The organism is Mycolicibacterium sp. HS_4_1 (assembly GCF_054515875.1).
This window is the reverse complement of sequence record NZ_CM137261.1, coordinates 4203538-4223059: the sequence shown is the minus strand read 5'-3', so window position 1 is coordinate 4223059 and position 19522 is coordinate 4203538. Positions and strand designations below refer to the sequence as shown.

13 protein-coding genes and 3 pseudogenes are annotated in these 19522 nt (G+C 65.3%); 10 read left to right on the top strand and 6 right to left on the bottom strand.

The genetic code is table 11. The annotated features are described in order from the left end of the window. Window positions 1-12: 12 nt before the first annotated feature. The 6 genes and pseudogenes from ACX12F_RS20370 (at window position 13) to ACX12F_RS20345 (ending at window position 5102) form a co-directional block, all read left to right on the top strand. Window positions 13-504 (top strand): FAS1-like dehydratase domain-containing protein, encoded by a 492-nt coding sequence (locus ACX12F_RS20370; RefSeq protein WP_204158393.1) that lies wholly within the window; start codon window positions 13-15, stop codon window positions 502-504. Further along, window positions 501-971 (top strand): hotdog family protein, encoded by a 471-nt coding sequence (locus ACX12F_RS20365; protein WP_061003872.1) that lies wholly within the window; start codon window positions 501-503, stop codon window positions 969-971. The genes ACX12F_RS20370 and ACX12F_RS20365 overlap by 4 nt, the downstream gene beginning before the upstream one ends. A 45-nt stretch (window positions 972-1016) precedes the next feature. After that, a complete protein-coding gene (locus ACX12F_RS20360) occupies window positions 1017-1784 on the top strand; it encodes an enoyl-CoA hydratase/isomerase family protein (protein ID WP_061003870.1) in 768 nt (255 codons plus the stop codon). 1 nt (window position 1785) lies between these two features. Then, window positions 1786-2598, top strand: coding sequence for a TIGR03084 family metal-binding protein (locus ACX12F_RS20355; RefSeq protein ID WP_061003868.1), 813 nt, complete (start codon window positions 1786-1788; stop codon window positions 2596-2598). Further along, window positions 2595-4226: an acyclic terpene utilization AtuA family protein gene (locus ACX12F_RS20350; RefSeq protein WP_061003866.1), complete on the top strand. Its 1632-nt coding sequence runs from the start codon at window positions 2595-2597 to the stop codon at window positions 4224-4226. Before ACX12F_RS20355 ends, ACX12F_RS20350 begins: the two co-directional genes overlap by 4 nt. A 50-nt stretch (window positions 4227-4276) precedes the next feature. Then, window positions 4277-5102: pseudogene (locus tag ACX12F_RS20345) on the top strand (SDR family NAD(P)-dependent oxidoreductase). A gap of 6 nt (window positions 5103-5108) precedes the next feature. Here the strand turns inward: ACX12F_RS20345 and ACX12F_RS20340 are convergent. The 5 genes and pseudogenes from ACX12F_RS20340 to ACX12F_RS20320 all read right to left on the bottom strand — a co-directional run bounded on the left by ACX12F_RS20340 (window position 5109) and on the right by ACX12F_RS20320 (window position 12332). Further along, a pseudogene (locus ACX12F_RS20340) lies at window positions 5109-5702 on the bottom strand (TetR/AcrR family transcriptional regulator). A 202-nt stretch (window positions 5703-5904) separates the two neighbouring features. Beyond that, entirely contained in the window at window positions 5905-7458 is a 1554-nt protein-coding gene (locus ACX12F_RS20335) for an acyl-CoA synthetase (protein ID WP_061003864.1), read from the bottom strand. Window positions 7459-7483: 25 nt separating this feature from the next. Further along, window positions 7484-8638 (bottom strand): acyl-CoA dehydrogenase family protein, encoded by a 1155-nt coding sequence (locus tag ACX12F_RS20330; RefSeq protein ID WP_061003862.1) that lies wholly within the window; start codon window positions 8636-8638, stop codon window positions 7484-7486. A gap of 56 nt (window positions 8639-8694) precedes the next feature. Then, entirely contained in the window at window positions 8695-10725 is a 2031-nt protein-coding gene (locus ACX12F_RS20325; protein WP_260939851.1) for an acetyl/propionyl/methylcrotonyl-CoA carboxylase subunit alpha, read from the bottom strand. A gap of 5 nt (window positions 10726-10730) precedes the next feature. Continuing rightward, window positions 10731-12332: an acyl-CoA carboxylase subunit beta gene (locus ACX12F_RS20320; protein ID WP_082763686.1), complete on the bottom strand. Its 1602-nt coding sequence runs from the start codon at window positions 12330-12332 to the stop codon at window positions 10731-10733. Window positions 12333-12450: 118 nt separating this feature from the next. Here ACX12F_RS20320 and ACX12F_RS20315 point away from each other — a divergent pair, with 118 nt between their 5' ends. The 3 genes and pseudogenes from ACX12F_RS20315 to ACX12F_RS20305 all read left to right on the top strand — a co-directional run bounded on the left by ACX12F_RS20315 (window position 12451) and on the right by ACX12F_RS20305 (window position 16507). After that, complete coding sequence (locus ACX12F_RS20315) at window positions 12451-13626, top strand: acyl-CoA dehydrogenase family protein (protein WP_260939849.1); 1176 nt, start codon at window positions 12451-12453, stop codon at window positions 13624-13626. Between the two features lie 777 nt (window positions 13627-14403). Then, window positions 14404-15760 (top strand): annotated as a pseudogene (locus ACX12F_RS20310) (IS481 family transposase); the annotation flags it as partial. Window positions 15761-16144: 384 nt separating this feature from the next. Next, a complete protein-coding gene (locus tag ACX12F_RS20305) occupies window positions 16145-16507 on the top strand; it encodes a DUF732 domain-containing protein (RefSeq protein WP_260973475.1) in 363 nt (120 codons plus the stop codon). A 508-nt stretch (window positions 16508-17015) separates the two neighbouring features. On the opposite strand, the gene ACX12F_RS20300 is transcribed toward ACX12F_RS20305, so the two are convergent. After that, window positions 17016-17246, bottom strand: a complete 231-nt coding sequence (locus ACX12F_RS20300; protein ID WP_162563499.1) for a hypothetical protein — start codon at window positions 17244-17246, stop codon at window positions 17016-17018. Window positions 17247-17573: 327 nt separating this feature from the next. On the opposite strand from ACX12F_RS20300, the gene ACX12F_RS20295 reads away from it, so the two are divergent. After that, on the top strand, window positions 17574-19073 hold the full coding sequence (locus ACX12F_RS20295) for an FAD-dependent oxidoreductase (RefSeq protein ID WP_260939844.1): 1500 nt from the start codon (window positions 17574-17576) through the stop codon (window positions 19071-19073). Window positions 19074-19522: the final 449 nt, after the last annotated feature.

Here is a 19522-nt window from a genome sequence, read left to right as displayed (position 1 = left end):
ACCGGCCTGGGCATGACGTTCGGGACCGTCGAAGAGGGCCGGGCATGGGTCGGTCATCGCACGGAACCGCGACGTGCATGGTTCCCGATCGACCGCTCGATGGTGCTGTACTACTGCTCGCTCGTCGAAGATGCCAACCCCAGCTACTGGGAGGGGGAAGACTGCCCGCCAGGGCTGCTGATGACCCTCGGCTTCGCGCCGCAGTGGGTGCCGGAGCATCTCACGCGCACGGACATGCTGCTGGCGCTCAGCGTGCCGTTGCCCGGCCACCACATCATCAACGCCTCGACGACGACGGAATTCGAACGACGGCCCCGCGTCGGCGATCACGTCTCGATCGTGGAGGAGGTGGCCTCGATCTCCGAACCGAAGACAACGCGGGTAGGAATCGGCGTTTTCATCACGACGGTGAGCACCTTCTCCGATCAGCACGGCGAGATCATCGGGCGCAACACCAACGTGCTGTTCCGATACGACACCGACGCAGTGGGGGAGCCGTCGTGACCTCGAGCGATGCGGGAGCGGCCGCGCGTCCCGCCTTGCGGTTCGACGACGTCTCCGTCGGCGACTCGCTGCCCGCGGTGTCCATCGAGGTGACCTACAAGCGGATCTGCATGAACGCGGCCTCGACGTGGGACTGGTTCCCCGGCCACCACAACCCCGAATACGCCCGAAGTCAGGGCCAGCGCACGATTTACCTGTCGACCCTCTTCTTTCACGGTTTCGTCGACCGCGGCCTCAACGAGTGGGCCGGTCCCGACGCTCTGATCCGGCGTCGCACGATCTCGATGATCCGGTCGATCTATCCCGGCCAAACCGCAATCCTGAGCGGGAAGGTCGTCGGCAAACGGGAGGACGGGGGGCGGTGCCTTGTCGACCTCGAGTTGGTGGTCTCCAGCGAGGACGGCCCCTGCGTGCCCAGCGAAGCCACCGTCGAACTGAGCGCCGAATCCGATGCGGCGCCGACGTGAACCACCGAACGCGTCCGCAGCAACGTTAAGAGAAGCGGAGGACCAGTGGGCGAGCAACCGATTCGCTACGAGGTCGTCGACGGGGTGGCTTGGGTGACGATTGACCGTCCCGAGGCGCGCAACGCGCTCAACAATGCCGTACGCACAGGTCTGTTCGACGCGGTGCGCCGCTTCAACGACGACGACGCGGCGAAGGTGCTCGTCCTCACGGGCGCGGGTGAGAAGGCGTTCTGCGCGGGCGGCGACCTGAAGGAGATGGCGCACAACGCGCTCAGAGTGCCGCCGAAGGACTTCGCTCCGCAGTTCGGCCGCAACATCGACGTCGAGAAGCCGACGATCGCGGCGGTCAACGGTATCGCGTTCGCCGGCGGCTTCCTGCTCGCACAACAGTGCGACCTGGTGGTGGCCGCCGAACACGCCACGTTCGCGGTCAGCGAGGTCAAAGTGGGCCGCGGGTCGCCCTGGGCGGCGCCCCTGTCGTGGCTGGTGCCGCCCCGCATCGCCATGCAGATACTGCTGACCGGCGACCCGATCACCGCCGAACGCGCCCACCAGGTCGGCCTGGTCAATGAGGTGGTACCGGCCGAGCAGTTGTGTGAGCGTGCTCAGCAGTTGGCACTTGGGATCGCCGCGAACGCTCCGCTGTCGGTGCTCGCATCCAAGCGGACCGTGTACCTCTCGGCACAGCATCACCTCGCTGCGGCCTACGACCTGGCAGACGAGATCTGGGAGCCGGTCTACCTGAGCGACGATGCGCAGGAGGGCCCGACCGCGTTCCGAGAGAAGCGCGCACCACAATGGAAGGGACGCTGACATGGCGGTGACCATGCAGTCGGTTATCACCGACATCGAAGCGGAGACGGCCGCCATACGCGAGTTGGTCGCGCCGCTGCCCGAAGGTCTGCAGGGCTGGGACGCGCCGACTCCGGCCGTTGGGTGGACCATCCGCGACCAGATCAGTCATCTGGCCTTCTTCGACGACGTGGCGGTGCGCTCGGCGATCGACCCCGAGGGTTTCAGCACTGAGTACCTCCCGATGATGGCCGACGACAGCATCTCTCCCGACGTCATCGCGGCGCGCTACCAATTCATGCCGGCAGCGGACGTCCTCGCCTGGTTCGACGCGTCGCGTGCCGCACTGGTCAGCACTTTCGCAGGCATCGAACCGGCGACGCGCCTGCCGTGGTTCGGCCCGCCGATGAGCGCGGTCTCGTCGCTCACCGCGCGGCTGATGGAAACCTGGGCGCACGGCCAGGACGTCGCCGACGCGCTCGGCGCGACTAGGGAGGTCACGGCACGGCTGCGGCACGTGGCCCACATCGGGGTGGGTGCGCGCGCGTTCAGCTACCTGGCCAACGGTCTGGATCCCCTCACCGACCCGATACGCGTCGAGCTGGCAGCCCCTGACGGCACCGTCTGGACGTGGGGGCCGGCTGACGCCCACGATCGGGTGCGCGGACCCGCACTGGACTTCTGCCTGTTGGTGACTCAGCGCCGCCACCGCGATGACATGTCCCTGATCGCCGACGGTTCCATCGCCGATCAATGGCTCTCCATCGCGCAGGCCTTCGCCGGGCCCCCTGGCGGAGGGCGCTCCGCAGGCCAGTTCGCAGGGGTGTCGCGGTGAGCGGCCCGATCCGCATCGGCAACTGTTCCGGCTTCTACGGCGACCGCATGGCCGCGGCCCGAGAGATGGTCGAGGGCGGCCCGATCGACGTTCTGTGCGGAGATTACCTGGCCGAACTGACCATGCTCATCTTGGCCAAGGCCCAGGCCAAGGACCCGAACGGCGGATACGCTCGCACGTTCCTCACCCAGATGGAACAGGTGCTGGGCACCTGCCTGGACCGTCGCATCAAGGTCGTCGCGAACGCGGGCGGGCTGAATCCCGCTGGCCTGGCCACCGCGTTGCGGGAGCTGGCCGCACGTCTCGGCCTCACCGCGCGCGTCGCACACGTCGAGGGCGACGACCTGCGCGGCAGCCTCGACGCGATCACGCCGCCCGTCGGCGAGACCAAACCGGTGTCGGCCAACGCCTACCTCGGCGCCTGGGGCATCACCGAGGCGCTGCGCTCGGGCGCCGACGTCGTCGTGACTGGCCGCGTCACTGACGCCTCACTGGTGGTCGGTCCTGCCGCCTGGTGGCACAGCTGGGCACCAGGTGACTGGGATCGGCTCGCGGGTGCCGTGGTCGCCGGGCACGTGATCGAGTGTGGCCCGCAGGCGACAGGTGGCAACTACGCGTTCCTGGGCGAGGTCACCGACCGCCGCTATCCGGGGTTTCCGATCGCCGAGATCGCCGAACCGGCCTATCTCGGCCCCGACGTCGTGACCCACTTCGACACCATCCGCCTGAGCCAACGGGGTGAGCACCGTGTCGCCATCAGCGGCACCAAAGGCAGCCACCCACCCGACACGCTCAAAGTCGCGCTGAACGAGCTGGGCGGATTCCGTAACTCGATGACCATGGTGCTCACCGGCCTCGACATCGAGGAGAAGGCGGCCTTCGCCGAACAGCAGCTTTTCGACGTTCTCGGCGGACGCGACGCCTTCGACGAAGTCGATGTGCGGCTGCTGCGTTTCGACGTCGCCGATGCACCGACGAACGAGCAGGCGTGCGCGCACCTGCGTGTCACGGTCAAGGACGCGGACCCGCGCAAGGTCGGCCGGGCGTTCTCCGGCGGAATCATGGAGATCGCACTGGCCGGTTTCGCTGGCTTTCACACGACCACGCCGCCGTCCTCGGAGACCGCGTTCGGCATCTACCGACCGGCACTCGTGCCGCGCACGGCCCTGACGCACGTCCTCGTCGATGCTGCTGGAAATCGGCACGCGATCGCCGACCCGCCCACCGGCGTAGCGCCTTCGGCTGTGCCCGCCGCGCCCGCCACTCCACCCGCACCCACCGGGCCGACGCGGCGTGCGCCACTCGGGAGTGTCCTCGGCGCGCGGTCCGGGGACAAGGGCGGCAACGCGAACCTAGGACTGTGGGCCCGCGACGACCGCGGCTACGCCTGGGCACGGGAGTATCTCAGCGTCGAGCGTCTGCGCACGCTGCTCGGGCCAGAAGCGGCGAACCTGCGAATCGAGCGCTTCGAGCTGCCGAACCTGCGCGCCCTCAACGTGGTGGTGTTCGGCCTGCTCGGCGATGGTGTCGCATCATCGACCCGGCCGGACGCGCAAGCCAAGGGATTCGGGGAGTACGTGCGGTCCCGCGTGGTGGACATTCCCGAATCGCTGCTCGACGCACGCTGAACGCCCGGCACGACGCCGGTGGTACCCACGAAGAAAACGTCGAACCCAGCATGGGAAAGCTGGACGGCAAGATCGCGCTCGTCTCCGGGTCGGGGCGCGGCATCGGACGTGCCATCGCCAAGAAGCTGGCAGGCGACGGCGCCAAGGTGGTCGTGAACGACCTCGACGCCGGGCCGGCGAAGGAGACGGTGGCTGCGATCGAAGCTGCCGGTGGCACTGCGGTCGTGTGCGCGGGCAGTGTCACCGAGGACGGTTTCGCCGAACGTTTCGTGCAGACGGCCGTCGATGAGTACGGCGGAGTGGACATCATCGTCAACAATGCCGGCTACAGCTGGGACTCGGTGGTGCAGAAGATGAGCGACGAACAGTGGGATGCGATCCTCGACGTGCACCTGAAAGCGCCGTTCCGGACCTTGCGCGCGGCCCAGCCGGTGATCAGCGCGGCGGTGAAGAACGAGCGAGGCCGGTGACGTCGCGTGCCGCAAGGTCGTCAACATCTCCTCGATCGCGGGTACAGGGGGCAACGCCGGTCAGGCGAACTACTCCTCGGGAAAGGCCGGCGTCCTCGGGCTCACGAAGGCCATGTCGAAGGAGTGGGGCCGCTATAACGTGACGCTCGACGCGGTCGCGTTCGGGCTCATCCGCACCCGCCTTACCGAGGCTCCCGCCGGTGGCGACGGGACGATCGACATCCAGGGTCGCGAACTAGCGGTCGGCGTCAACCCCGATCTTCTCGCGACCATGGAATGCGCCATCCCACTTGGTAGGGCCGGAACGCCAGCCGACGGCGCGGGTGCCGTCTACCTCCTGTGCTTTCCCGAGTCGGACTACATCAGCGGCCAGGTCTTGATCTGCGGGGGCGGCTTCAACACCTGAGCAATCTCAGCCGGCCGTCGAGCGTAACCGGTCATTGCTCGCGCTGAACAGCGCGGCAGCTGCCGCGCTGTTCAGCATTGCCTCGACTGTCGCGTCGTCCAGCGACGCGGGCATGTGCGCGGCCGCGTTCAGCAAAGACAGCACGGCGACAACTAGGCCCTGTGCGCGTACGTCGTCCAGATCGTCGCGCGCCAGTACCAGCGCGTCGACCCAGATGGCCTCGTAGCTGCGCTGTCGGCACCCGAAGGGCACGGGTGGCAAGCGGCGATAGTGAGCGGTGCCCGCGGGCGTAGACGGCCAGCAGGCCACGGTGCCGAGCGCCGAAAGCCGCATGCAGCTCGACCAGGGTGCGCAGGACCTCCGACGGCGTCTTGGCCGTCGTGGCGCGTCGCGCGCCGGCTAACAGCTCAGTCATTGCGGAGTCGCACAGTTCGCGCAGGATTGCATCCTTATTCTGGAAGTGGCCGCTGGCCCGCTCACCCCCGCTGCGGCACCGATGTCATCAATACCCACCGAGTGGAAGCCTTGGCGCGCGAACAGGTCGGCGGCGGCCTCAAGAAGCAATTTGCGGCGCAAGCCAGACGCGTTCGTGCCTCCTATCAGTTCGTCGCGATCATTACGTGTGGAGTGCTCCGCAGAACGATAGTCCTATCGACGCCCGGGTTTCCTGCGTCGACACCCACCGCACCGTCTTCGAAAAGGACAACGCAACTGCTGAACTCGGCCGTTGTTGCCAAATTCTCGCATCAGCACGTCGATTGAGAGACCCTGCCCCGAACCCGCGAGGCGCTGCGCAGGCCACTCAGCGCAGAACGACTCCGGCCTCGATGCCTGTGAACTGCGTACGCAGCTCGGTCTTGAGCAGCTTGCCGGTGGCGTTGCGTGGCAGTTCGTCGACGAAGTGCACGTCGCGCGGGCACTTGAAATGTGCCAGCCGCTCACGACACCAGTCCACTATCTCTTGGGCGCTCGGCGCTTCCACCGCGGGTTGGGCGACGACGACCGCGACGACGCGTTCCCCCCACTTCGCGTCCGCGCCTCCGATCACAGCGGCGTCGAGTACCGCCGGGTGACGGAACAGAACCTGCTCGACCTCGATCGGGTAGACGTTCTCGCCGCCGGAGATGATCATGTCCTTCTTGCGGTCGACGAGGGTGATGTATCCCTCGGCGTCCATGCGTCCGAGGTCGCCCGTGTGGAACCAGCCTCCGCGGAACGCCTCAGCGCTCGCCTCGGGCTTCATCCAGTAGCCTGTAAACACGTTGGGGCCACGCACAATCAACTCACCCACAGTGTCGATCGCGACTTCGCGATCGTGGTCGTCGACGATGCGAGCGTCGACGTGCATCGCCACGCGGCCAATCGACCCCGCCCGAGTGCTGGTGTTCTCGGCGTCCAGGACGGTCACCAACGGGGCGGTCTCGGTCATGCCGAAGCCCTCGGTGAAGGGCACACCACGCTCGCGCATGAAATCGATCACCGTCAGGGGAACGGGTGACCCGCCGCCCATAGCGAAACGCAGCGCGGACAGGTCGAAGGAGTCGAAGTCGGGCACCTTCATGAGCGCGGCCCACATGGCCGGCACCATGAACTGAATCGTTACTTGGTGGTCGGCCATCGCTTGCAGCGTTGCTCGCGGGTCGAAGGCGGGCATGATGACGCTGGTGCCGCCGACGTAGAGCAGCGGCAGTGTGTGCACACCCAAGCCACCGATGTGGAACATCGGCGCCACCGCGGCCGTGACGTCGTCGCCCCGCACGCCGATATCGGTGCCGAGGACGTTGATCGCGTTCCACAGCAGGTTGTCGTGGGTGAGGATCGCGCCCTTGGGTCGGCCGGTCGTCCCCGACGTATACATGATGAACGCCGGGTCGCGGCCCTCGACATCGCCGTTAATCGCGTCGAGCGTTCCGCCTGAGACGAGGTCGTCGTAACTGAGCTCACCCGTCGCCGGCACCCCACCGGCGCGCACGATATGGCGCACGCGGGCTCCGGATTCGGTGACGGCTGTCGTGGCTTGTGCGGCCAACGGCTCGTGGAAGATGAGGACGTCGGCCCCGGAGTCGGCCAGGATGTACCCGATCTCGGGTGCAGCAAGCCGCACGTTGAGCGGTACGGTGATAGCGCCGATCTTGGCGCAGCCCAGCAGCACCTCGATGAACTCGGCCGAATTGACCAGCAGCACTGCGACCCTGTCGCCTTTTCGCACGCCGAGCGCGATCAAGGCGGCGGCGAGCTGGTTGGTGCGCCGATCCAAGTCGGCGTAGGTGATGTGCTCGCCGTTGCTGATCAGCGCGGTACGCCCGGCGTTGAGGAAGGAACGCCGGGTGACCCAATGACCGATGCCGCGTTGCATGTGATCTCTTTCCGTTTCCGCCGGCTCAGTAGGACGCTGGAAGACGCAGGCTGTGCTGCGCCACGAAATTGAGGATCATCTCGCGGCTGATGGGGGCGGTGCGCATGAGTCGGGCCGGGCCCCAGAGCGTGGCGAGGCCGTACTCGGTGGCCATGCCGTTGCCGCCGTGGGTCTGAATCGCCTGGTCGAGCGCCAGGATGCCTGCCTCGGCCGCGGCGTACTTCGCCATGTTGGACGCCTCACCCGACCCGGGGTCGCCTGCGTCGTGCAGGGAGGCGGCGCGCTGGGTCATCAAGCGCGCCAGTTCGACCTGGATCTTGGCGTGGGCGAGCGGGTGCGATACACCCTGGTGCGAGCCAATTGGCGCTCCCCATACGTGCCGCTCACGTGCGTAGTTGGCGGCTTTGTCGAGCGCGTAAAGGCCGATGCCGTTGCCTAGTGCTGCGCCCATGATCCGCTCAGGGTTCAAGCCCATGAAGACCTGGCGCAGCCCTTCGTTCTCTGCGCCGATCAGGTTGGCGGCTGGCACACGAACGTTATCGAAGAATAGGGTGAATTGCTTCTCCGGAGTGACGGCCTGCACCGGGATGAGGGACTTGGTCAATCCAGGTGCATCGGTGGGCACGACGAGCAGGCTCAAAAGGCCGCGACCACGGTCGTTGGTGGACGTCCGGGTGACGACCAGAATGGCTTCGGCCTCGTCGACGCCGGAGATGTAGTACTTGGTGCCGTTGACGACCCAGTCGTCACCGTCGCGTTTGGCGGTCGTGGAGATGTTGTGCGAGTTCGAGCCCGCATCCGGCTCGGTGATCGCGAAGGCCATGATCGTTTCGCCGCTCGCGATGCCGGGCAGCCATCGTTGCTTGAGTTCCTCACTGCCGAAGGCCTGAATGATGGTGCCGCAAATGGTCGGCGAAACGACGGTCATCAGCAGCGGGCATCCGGCCGCGGCGAGTTCCTCACCGACGATCTGCATGTCGTAGATGCCGCCGCCGCCGCCGCCGTACTCCTCGGACAGGTTCACGCCGAGGAAGCCCTGCTTGCCTACGGCCCGCCACAGTTCGGTGGTCTTCTCGCCGGCGAGTGACTTCTCGAGGTAGTACTTGTGGCCGAAGTCCTTGGCCATCTCGGCGACCGCCTTGCGCAGGTCTTGGCGTTCCTCAGTCTCGTGTAATTCCATGACATTCCTGACGTCGTGCGGTAGCACGCGGCCGGTCGGCAGCGCGCTGGCTTTACCTAGGGCTGTATGGCGCAGGCCGCCTCGCCGCCGTCCACCGCCTCGACCACGGCGAGTACATCGCCGGTGGAAACCTGCTGGCCGACCTCGACCGGCAGGGCGCTCAACACGCCGTCGATCGGGCTGGCGACGGTGTGCTCCATCTTCATCGCCTCGAGGACGACGAGCGTCTGTCCGGCTGACACCGTCTCGCCCTCGGCGATTGGTAGTCGGACCACCGAGCCGGGCATCGGTGCCGTGAGGGAACCCGGCGGGGTCAACGTGCTCGGGTCGACGAAGCGCGGCACCACTCGTAAGGCGGTATAGCCCAGGACCGAGTCGACATGGGCGAGATCGCCGTCGATGAGCACGTGGAACGTTCGGCGCACTCCGCCCACGCTCAACACGACGGATTCGGTGCTCCCCACCACGACCGCGAGGTCGGCCGACGGTTGGTGATCGACGCTCAACGACGTTCCCGTCGGATGCAGGGTGTATCCGATGCGTATGTCGCGCCCGGTTTGCGTTTGCCAGGTTGTGGTCTGCGCTTGCGAGGGGTTGTTGCGCCAACCGGCGGGCAGTGACGCTTGCAGGGGCGCGACGGCACGCCGAGCGGCCACACCGGCCACGGTCGCCGCGATGGCGTGCAGACTCTCGGCGTGTGAGTCAGCCAGGGGCGCGCCGAGTTCGGCCACGTCGTGTCGTTGCAGGAATCCGGTGTCGGTGCCGCACCCGGCGAACTCGTCGTGGCGCAGGGTTCGCACCAACAGGTCGCGATTGGTGGTGACGCCGTGAATACGGGCGCCGGCCAGCGCCGCCGAGAGACTGGAGAGGGCCTCGTCGCGCGTTGGTGCCCACGCGATGACCTTGGCGAGCAGCGAATCGTAGTGGTGACCGACGACTGAACCGGCGCGGAATCCCGAATCGACCCGCACGCCGGTAAGCGCTGGAACATCCATGGTGCGCAGGGTGCCCGTGCAGGGCCGGTAGTCGTCGGTTGGATCCTCGGCGCACAAACGGGCCTCGATCGCGTGACCGCGAATTCGCGGGTTGTGCATCTCGTCGGGCAGAGGGCGGCCCATCGCAACCAGCAGCTGGGCCCGCACCAGGTCGAGGCCCGTGATCAGCTCCGTGACGGGGTGCTCGACCTGCAGCCGGGTGTTCATCTCGAGGAAGGCGAAGGAGCCGCCCATGCCGTCCCGGCCCACGTCGTAGACGAACTCAACCGTGCCGGCGCCTACGTACCCGACCGCGCGCGCGGCAGCGACGGCGGCCTCGCTCATCCGTGCACGCAACTCCTCGTCGACGACCGGGGACGGCGCTTCTTCGATGACTTTCTGGTGTCGACGCTGCACGGAGCACTCGCGCTCGAACAGAGAGACGACGTTTCCGTGCGTGTCGGCCATGACCTGGATCTCGACGTGTCGCGGGCGCTGGATGTATCGCTCGAGGAAGACGGTGCCGTCGGCGAACGCGGCAGCAGCCTCACGCGAGGCGGAGGCCACCGCCTCCTCGAGTTCATCCGGCGAGGTGACCACGCGCATACCCCGGCCGCCGCCACCAGCGCTGGCCTTCACCAGAACCGGGTAGCCGACGTCGGACGCCAACTTCGCGAGGTGTTCGGCAGACAACCCCGTCGTGTCGCCACCGGGGAGTACGGGAACGCCTGCGTCGGAGATCATCTTCTTGGCCGCTAACTTCGAGCCCATTGCGTCGATCGCCTCGGCCGGTGGGCCGACGAAGACCAGGCCGGCCGCGGCACAGGCCCGCGCGAACGCGGCGTTCTCGGACAGGAAGCCGTAACCGGGGTGAACGGCGTCGGCGCCGGTGAGCGAGGCCGCGGCGATGATCCGTCGCATGTCGAGGTAGGTCTCGGCGGGGGACGAGCCGGGGAGGCGCACCGCCTCGTCCGCGTCGGCGACATGCCACGCGTCGGCGTCTGCGTCGGAATAGACGGCCACCGTGGCGATCCCGAGGTCGCGGCAAGTGCGGAACACTCGCCGTGCGATTTCACCACGGTTGGCCACCAGTACCTTGGAGATCTTGGGCATCGTCATCACATCCGGAAGACGCCGTAGCCGCGCTGGCCACGAACTTCGCCGTTGTGGATGACCGACAGACAGAAACCGAGAACCGTCCGCGTGTCGCGAGGATCGATGATTCCGTCGTCATAGAGGCGACCGCTGTTGGCCAGGGCGACGGATTCCCGCTCGATTTGTTCCTCGACCGCGGTGCGCATCTGGGCGTCGGCGTCCTCGTCGAAGGGCAGCCCGCGGTCGGCGGCGGACTCGCGCGCCACGATGGACAGCACTCCGGCCAGTTGCGCCGGACCCATGACCGCCGACTTCGAGTTGGGCCAGGCGAACAGGAACCGCGGCGAGTACGACCGACCGCACATGCCGTAGTTCCCGGCACCGTACGACGCACCCATGGTGATGGTCACGTGCGGGACAGCGCTATTCGACACGGCGTTGATCATCTTCGCGCCGTCTTTGATGATGCCTCCCTGCTCGTACTCGGCGCCGACCATGAATCCGGTTGTGTTCTGCAGGAAGATCAGGGGCGTGTCGATCTGATTCGCCAGCTGAATGAACTGCGAGCCCTTCTCGGCCTCCTCACTGAACAAGATGCCCCGCGCATTGGCGAGGATCCCGACCGGAAAGCCGTGGATCGAGGCCCAGCCGGTGACCAGCGACGTGCCGTACAGCGGTTTGAACTCGTCGAAGGCCGATCCGTCGACCACTCGGGCGATGACGTCGCGGGGGTCGAAGGGAACCTTCGGATCAACCGACGCGATGCCGAGCAGCTGATCGGGGTCGTACACCGGCGGGTGCGGCGGCAATGTGGGCCCGGTGCCACACTTCCGCCAGTTGAGCCGCGCCATGATGCGCCGGCCGATGCGGATCGCATCCTGCTCGTCCTCGGCCATGAAATCGGCCAACCCCGAAGTGCGCGCGTGCATATCGGCGCCGCCGAGCGATTCGTCGTCGGAGACCTCTCCGGTGGCCATCTTCACCAACGGCGGACCGCCGAGGAACACCTTGGAGCGATTGCGCACCATCACGACGTAGTCGCACATGCCAGGGATGTAGGCACCGCCAGCGGTCGAATTACCGAAGACCAACGCCACGGTCGGCAACCCTGCTGCGCTGTGCTGTGTCAGGTCGTGGAACAGCTGCCCGCCGGGCACGAAGATCTCCGCTTGTGTGGGCAGGTCGGCACCGCCGGACTCGACGATGTTGATGATGGGCAGTCGGTTCTCCCGCGCGATAGCCATGCCGCGGAACACTTTTCGGAACGTGTACGGGTTCGATGCGCCCCCACGAACAGTGGGGTCGTGAGCGATGATCATCGACTCGATTCCCTCGACGATGCCGATGCCGACCACCACACTGCCTCCGACGGGGAACCGGGTGCCCCATGCGGCGAAGGGGCACAGTTCCAGGAACGCCGTGTCGGGATCGAGCAGGAGTTCAATGCGTTCTCGGACGAGCAACTTGCCCCGTTTACGATGCCGCGCAACGTACTTCGGTCCGCCACCGGCATTGGCCTGCGCCAGCTGCTCCGCGATGGCGTCGAGTTGAGCGCTCAGGCCGTCGCGGTTCTCGAGGTAGCCGGGCGCCGTTGCATCGACGTGATCGGGTAGGACGTGAACCAAGGTATTCCTCCGAGCGAGCATCGACGCCGATCTGCTTACGCGGTAATGTTAGCCACAATTAACGTCGGGTGACAACCGTGGCAGAACATGCCTCGGGTCGAGCAGGAGGAGCATCACGATGACCCAGTTGGACGAGCAGTCGGGCACCGCGGTGGTCAGCCCGTGGGAGACCCCTGAGCGCCGCGCCCTGACCGATCTCGCGCAGGCCTTCACACACAAGGAGATCGCCCCGTACGTCACCGAATGGGAGGAGGCCGGAGAACTACCACGCGAATTGCACCGCAGCGCGGCTAAGGCGGGCCTGCTCGGTATCGGCTTCGCCGAAGAAGTCGGCGGCGCCGGCGGCGACCTGCGCGACCTCGTCCTTCTCACCGAGGGCGTGATGGAGGCCGGCGGCTCGTCGGGGGTGCTGGCGAGCCTGTTGACACACAACATCGCCTTGCCGCACATGGCCGCCCACCGAGATCCGGACCAGGTCCGCCGGTTCGTCGCGCCCACTCTCGCCGGCGAGAAGATCGGCAGCCTCGGCGTGACCGAACCCGACACCGGTTCCGACGTCGCGGGGATCCGCACGACCGCAGTTCGCGACGGCGATCATTACGTCGTCAACGGAGCGAAGATGTTCATCACATCGGCGGTGCGCGCCGACTTCGTGACGACGGCCGTGCGCACCGGCGGCCCTGGCGCAGGCGGAATTTCGCTGCTCGTCGTCGAGCGCGACACACCCGGATTCACCGTGTCGACCAAGCTGAAGAAGATGGGCTGGTGGTGCTCGGACACCGCCGAACTGGGCTACGCCGACGTGCGTGTCCCCGCAGGCAACCTCGTCGGCCCCGAGAACAGCGGCTTCATCCAGATCATGCAGCAGTTTCAAGTTGAGCGTGCCTTCATTGCGGTGCAGTGCTACGCCACGGCGCAGCGCTGCCTCGACCTCACCCTGCAGTGGGTGAAGAAGCGCGAGACGTTCGGGCGAGCACTGTCAACCCGTCAGGTCATTCGCCACAAGGTCGTCGACATGGCTACCGCCGTTGACGTGGCACGCACCTACACCCGTGCCGCCGTCGACCGCATCGTTGCGGGCGACACCGATGTGCGTATGGTGTCAATGGCCAAGAATGCGGCCGTCGCCGCATGCAACCTCGCGGTCGATACCGCCGTTCAGTTGCACGGCGGTATGGGCTACCTGCGTGAGACCGAAGTCGAACGCCACTACCGCGATTCGCGCATTCTCGGCATCGGCGGCGGCACCACCGAGATCATGAAGGAGATCATCGCCAAGCAGATCGGTCTTTGAACCGCCCAGGGTTCGATGCACACCATCGTGTGTCTGAGGGGTCTTGAAGGTTCGGTTGACGCCTGATATCTGAGGATCGTGGGGTTCTCGGTGGAAGGATGCCGATCATGGCGAAGGCGTATCCGGAGGAGTTCTGGGACGATGTGGAACCGAAATTAGCTGCTCAATCGGAATGAACCACTGTCGCAACGGGATTGCGAAGAATGATGGCCAGATGCAAACGCGTTGACCGCCAACTGCGATTTCATCGGCAATCGATCGAGTAACCAACTATACGATTAGAAAACACGCCGTTGACCGCACAGATGTAGCTTGCCCTCGGTCGTAACGTGTTAAGTGATATCGATGAGCCACAACTGATTTGGCCGATCGGCGGTGAACACACGGTGCACGAACCCGGGATCATCAAAATGGGGTTGCGACCGCCCCTAGAAACCACCCCGGAGCAGGCTGCGCAGAATTCAACCGGAGCTGACACTCCGGTGCACACCGTGCTTGTCGGCCAGCGCCCTAATCGATAGCCCCTCCACCCGATGATCCAGGCGGATCGCCACGAACTGCTCCACTTTTGATCGCACCCTTTCGAACCCTCACCTTCGAGATCACCAATCCAGACCATCCGGATCCGTGATCACCGTCAGATGAAGCCACTTCGAGCCGTCCTCCCGTCACCTCCCTGTCAATGGAAAGGTTCAAGAACATGTTGGACGCCATGGGTTCTAGACATCTTTGACGGGTTCAGGACTTGCTTGACGGGTCTGGTTTGATCTTGATTTTGTGACTGATGAGCTGCCGGGTAGTCCCGGCGACTGGGTGACCGAACACCGATACCGCGCCGTTCTGCAGGTTCTTGAATGCGCGCCGAAAGCTCAGGTTGCTCGGGAGTTTGGAACCTCGCGCCAATCGGTGCACTCCTGGGTCGCCCGGTACCGGGTCGGCGGGCTGGCTGGGTTGGTAGACGGTTCACGCCGGCCTCATAGCTCGCCGAATGAGCTCGCGCCCGGCATGGTGGCGATGATCTGCGAGCTGCGCAGGACCTACCCACGGTGGGGCCGCAACGGATCGCCCATGAGATCGGACTCCGTGACATTGAGTCTTCACCCTCGCGATCAAGCGTGCATCGGGTTCTGGTACGTCACGGCTTCGTGGCCGCCCAGCAGCAGAACCACAAGCGCAAGTACCGGCGCTGGCAGCGCGATGCCGCTGTGGTAGCTCGACATCATGGGCGGGGTATTTCTGGCCGATGGAGGTGAGTGCAAGTTGGTGACCGGGATCGACGATCACTCCCGGTTCGTGGTGATTGCCACGGTGGTGACCAAGCCCTCGGCGCGCGCGGTGTGCCAAGCCTTACCGCAGCGATGACACGTCATGGTGTTCCGTCGGAAGTGTTGACCGACAACGGGAAACAGTTCACCGGCAGGTTCACCAAGCCCTATCCCGCCGAAGTGTTGTTCGAACGGATCTGCCGGGAGAACGGGATCACCACCGGGCTGACCAAACCACGCTCACCGACAAGGACGGGCAAGATCGAACGCTGGCACAAGACCCTGTGCCGTGAACTGCTCGACGCCGCCGGAGCGTTCTCCGACGTCGAGACCGCACAAGCATCGATCGACGCGTGGGTAAACGGCTTCAACCACACCCCGGCCGCATCAGTCACTGGCCATGGCCGCCCCGGCGACGCTGTTTTGGCCCGCTCCCATCGCACCCGTCGCTGCGCTGCCGACGCTGGTGGACCCACTGACGTCTTCAGTGGTCGATCGTGTGATCCACCCCAGCCGGTGCCGGCACCGGCGTCGGTGGTGCACTCAGACAGTCTGGTCGACAACGATATTCACGCTGTCGAATGGGAAGCCGACCTCACCCCACGCGCGCGATTGGTGTTGCCCGGCAACCAACAGATGAAGTTCACAGCAGCCCTGGCGCGGCGCACCGTCACCATCTGGGCCAACGACCGGAGCATCCACGTGATGCTCGACGGACGCTGATCCGGAACGGCCCCTCGCGATTGTCCGAACACGACCTGCGTGAGCCCGTACGCCGCGGTGCACATCTCGCCGGAGCCGAACCTGCCCGAGGCGCCGTCTCCATGGCCATGCTCACCACCAGTACAGCCATCGAAGTGCACCGCACGTTCCGTGGAGGTCGATTTCGTGGAAGACATTTCGGGGAAGACGAGGCCTGTCTGTACCGCGGCTACCAGGTGCGGAGCCCTGACAGCAGACTAGTAGTCGCGGTCGTAAGTTCGTCGGGGGTTAGGTCCAGGCGGCCCTGCCGGCATCACACCCGCCGAGACGGCCGAATCAACCGGCCATTCGGCGTATGCTTTCCCGATGACTTCCGTCGTGATGGGCGGCGTCGCGCAGAAGAGCCATCCGCGACGAACCCGAAGGTGGCCTGTCGCCCCGACACTACAGGACGGGTGTCCAGCCAAGCTGCATATGCAGCGGCCACGTTCGGATAATTGGACGGGTCACGAAGGCTACTAAGTCAGGATCACGAGTGAAAGGGCGATGCGGTGGTGACGGGAACGGTGCAGAGATCGATCGGCGCGGCAGTCCTTGCGGCCCTAGCGTTTTTGGCGTTTGCTCAGCCGGCTGCCGCTAAACCGGCACCGGAGATCGAGTTCACGTACAACGTTGCGTTTCGACGCCACTATCAGTTCCCGAACAACGATGCAGTTGGATATGGACGCACAATTTGTGATGCTATGCAACGAGGCGATACCTACGGTGTGGTCGTCGCCGATGTGCGGAATGAGATCACACCCAATGACGAGGAATCGGTGAACTACCTTGTAAGTAACGCAGTCGATATTCTTTGCCCAGCCCAGATCTGGGAGCTGCGTCAATCAGCGGCCGGCTATCGGCCGGAGCGGTAGCGCCCGACGAGAAGCCCCATCGCGTCAGATGGACAGTCCAGAGCGTCGCCGAACGGTCGAGAAGCTCGACTTTCTCGGCTTCACTCCCGCCAGGGTCAGTTGTGTCAGACCGAGGCCGATTCTGCATTGTTGTCACGTTCTCGGGCAAAATGCGTGATCTCTCACAGCCGGAGCAGCCGTCGGTGAGACGCTTCATCTCAGACACACGGGCCTACGTCGAACGGTGTCGCGCCGAAGGGCGCACCACCAAGGAGATCCGACGTTGCCTCAGGCGCTGTCCTGCCCATCACCTCTACCAACCTTGCGGAGACTTGCACCGAGCCCGCGACCACACCGCACCCAGCGGTCAGCCACCAGCCATCTGTGTTCCCAACTTCTCAGGTCAGCACTTGGGGTTGACCCCGCGTGCCCGGCAGCGCGATCCTGGAGTCAGGAAGTGAAGGGGTATCGGGTGGCGCTCTACCGGGCCAGTCACGACGACTACAAGACTCGTTTCTGCCCACCTCAATCATGAGCGGCTCAGCAGAAGACGGATGGCGAAGCCCCAGTTTCGTGCTGAGCCGCCGTAGCGCAATCGGCACAGTCGCAACACTTCTCCGTCGGGCAGGACACCGTCGATGTAGGCGAAACCGGCGCGGTAGCGCAGGTGTATCTCACGCAGTTGCGGCCACCGTCGGCGGGAATGCTCGGTCAGCCGTTGATGGAAGGAGGCCTTGGTCGAGTCGGGGATCGTCGCCATCTGCTCATCGTGGACCACCTGGGCGAATGGTGATGTCAACGACGACGGCGTGTCGCGTCCGGGTAGCGAACGCGATTGCGGGACAACGGAACCATGACGATAGCCAGTGCGTTCATCATCGAGTTGAGCTCGTTGGACGAGTCTGTTCTGCAGGCCAGGTCCCGGTCGGCGACCACGGCGCACCGTGAGGTGATCCGCGCACCGATGGTACTCGCGGCAGCGCAAGGGCGCCACCAACTCCGCGATCGCCGCCGGGGTAGGTGTGCACGTCGACACGGGTGCGCAAATGGCGCCGCCGGTTCACCCAGACAGGTCTGGGCGGGCTCGATGACCTGCCCCGCAGCGGACGGCGCCGAACGGTTCACACCGGTGCAGGTCGCCGAGGTCAAGGCACTAGCGTGCACGCTGCCCGCCGAGACCGGTGCGCCGTTGTCGCGGTGGTCGAGCACTGAATTAGCCGGCGAGGTGATCGGTCGTGGGATCGCCGAGACGATCTCGCCGGCTACGGTGCGCCGCTGGCTGGCCGCTGACGCGATCAAACCCTGGCAGCACAGATCCTGGACTTACCCGCGTGACCCCGACTTCGCGATCAAAGCCGCCCGGGTACTCGACCTGTACGCCCGGTCGTGGCACGGCAAACCCCTCGGACCCGGCGACTACGTGATCAGCGCCGACGAGAAATCCCATCTGCAAGCCCTACACCGGCGCCACCGCGGACAACTATCAGCACCCGGGCGGACCCGGCGCGTGGAATTCGAGTACCGCCGCGGCGGCACCCTGGCCTATTTCGCCGCCTACGACGTCCACCACGCCCGGGTGCTCGGCCAGATCGCCCCCAAGACCGGTATCGACCTCTTCGAGAAAGTGGTGGCCCACGTCATGACCACCGAACCCTATGCGTCGGCCCGGCGGGTGTTCTGGGTCGTGGACAACGGCTCATCGCACAACGGGACACGCTCGATCGAACGCATGCACACCACCTGGCCGACCGCGACCTGGTGCACCTACCGATCCACGCATCCTGGCTCAACCAAGTCGAAATCTACTTCTCAATCTTGCAACGAAAGGCCATCAACCCCAACGACTTCGAAGGCCTCGACCAACTCGCCGCAGGTCACTGTGCTGGAGGCGACGGATCGTGTACTTGAACGGGTTATCGCGCCGGAGGTGTCGGCGTTCTTCACGCGGATCCACCGCGACGCGGGCGTGGACATTAGGACTCAGGCCCTCGTCGAAGCCTTCACCGGCAACGGCAACGTGCGAGAGGTAGTGCTGGCGGACGGCGCATTACTTCCTGCCGATGTGGTGATCGTCGGTGTCGGCGTGGTACCCAACACCGAACTCGCTTCAGCCGCAGGATTATCCGTCGATAATGGCATCGTGATCGATGACCAGGCCCGCACCAGCGATCCGGACATCGTGGCCGCCGGCGACTGCACCAGCCACGTGATGGCCCGATACGGTTCACGCATTCGGCTGGAATCGGTGCCGAGCGCCGGCGAGCAGGCCAAGATCGCCGCGGCGACCATCTGCGGGAAGCGCAGCGCCATCGCTGCGCTACCGTGGTTCTGGTCCGACCAGTACGATCTCAAACTCCAGATCGCCGGTCTGAACACCGGATACGACGAAGTCGTGCTCAGCGGCGATCCGTCGCGCCATAGAGAATTCAGTTGCTTTTACTTCCGTGATGGCGAACTCATCGCCGCCGACTGCGTCAATCGACCACGCGATTTCATGCTTGCTAAACGGGCCATCACCAAATGTCTTCCCACCGACCGCGCCGAACTCCTGGCCGCTTCGGAAACAAGTTCGGCCAGCGGGAACTAATGAACCACATCGCGCGTAACTACCGGACCCACGTGTTCGGTGGGCATCTGCGCGCAGTCAGGTACGCTACGCGCATAGCGCGTCAGGCCGGGCTCTGTGCTTTGGCCGCCGCCGCATCGCAATGTGTGGCACAGCTGGCTGTGACGTGATCACGAAGGCAGACGTGTCAACCGGATTACACGGCGGTGACGATCAACGCGTACACCCGGCACCGACCATCACCTGTATCGGTGAGCGTACCCCGGCAGCCGAAGTCGGTCTCGCATTCCACCCCGCATCGCCGTCGGCGACGGGTGTCCTTGCGGCCAAAACCGCTATTTATGTCCGACTGGTACACCAACACCACTCGCCGGACGCAAGCGATTGGAAGGCCGACAACCGCGAAGAGTCCTCACCAGTCTGCTTGTGAGCGTGACACGTCAGATCGCCCCACAATTTCTCGAAGCGAC

Bases quoted from the DNA above. Each gene is read 5' to 3' on its own strand.
- ACX12F_RS20370 (WP_204158393.1), top strand. From the start codon at position 13: ATGACGTTCGGGACCGTCGAAGAGGGCCGGGCATGGGTCGGTCATCGC.
- ACX12F_RS20355 (WP_061003868.1), top strand. From the start codon at position 1,786: ATGGCGGTGACCATGCAGTCGGTTATCACCGACATCGAAGCGGAGACG.
- ACX12F_RS20335 (WP_061003864.1), bottom strand. From the start codon at position 7,458: ATGCAACGCGGCATCGGTCATTGGGTCACCCGGCGTTCCTTCCTCAAC.
- ACX12F_RS20330 (WP_061003862.1), bottom strand. From the start codon at position 8,638: ATGGAATTACACGAGACTGAGGAACGCCAAGACCTGCGCAAGGCGGTC.
- ACX12F_RS20325 (WP_260939851.1), bottom strand. From the start codon at position 10,725: ATGCCCAAGATCTCCAAGGTACTGGTGGCCAACCGTGGTGAAATCGCA.
- ACX12F_RS20315 (WP_260939849.1), top strand. From the start codon at position 12,451: ATGACCCAGTTGGACGAGCAGTCGGGCACCGCGGTGGTCAGCCCGTGG.
- ACX12F_RS20300 (WP_162563499.1), bottom strand. From the start codon at position 17,246: ATGGCGACGATCCCCGACTCGACCAAGGCCTCCTTCCATCAACGGCTG.
- ACX12F_RS20295 (WP_260939844.1), top strand. From the start codon at position 17,574: ATGACCTGCCCCGCAGCGGACGGCGCCGAACGGTTCACACCGGTGCAG.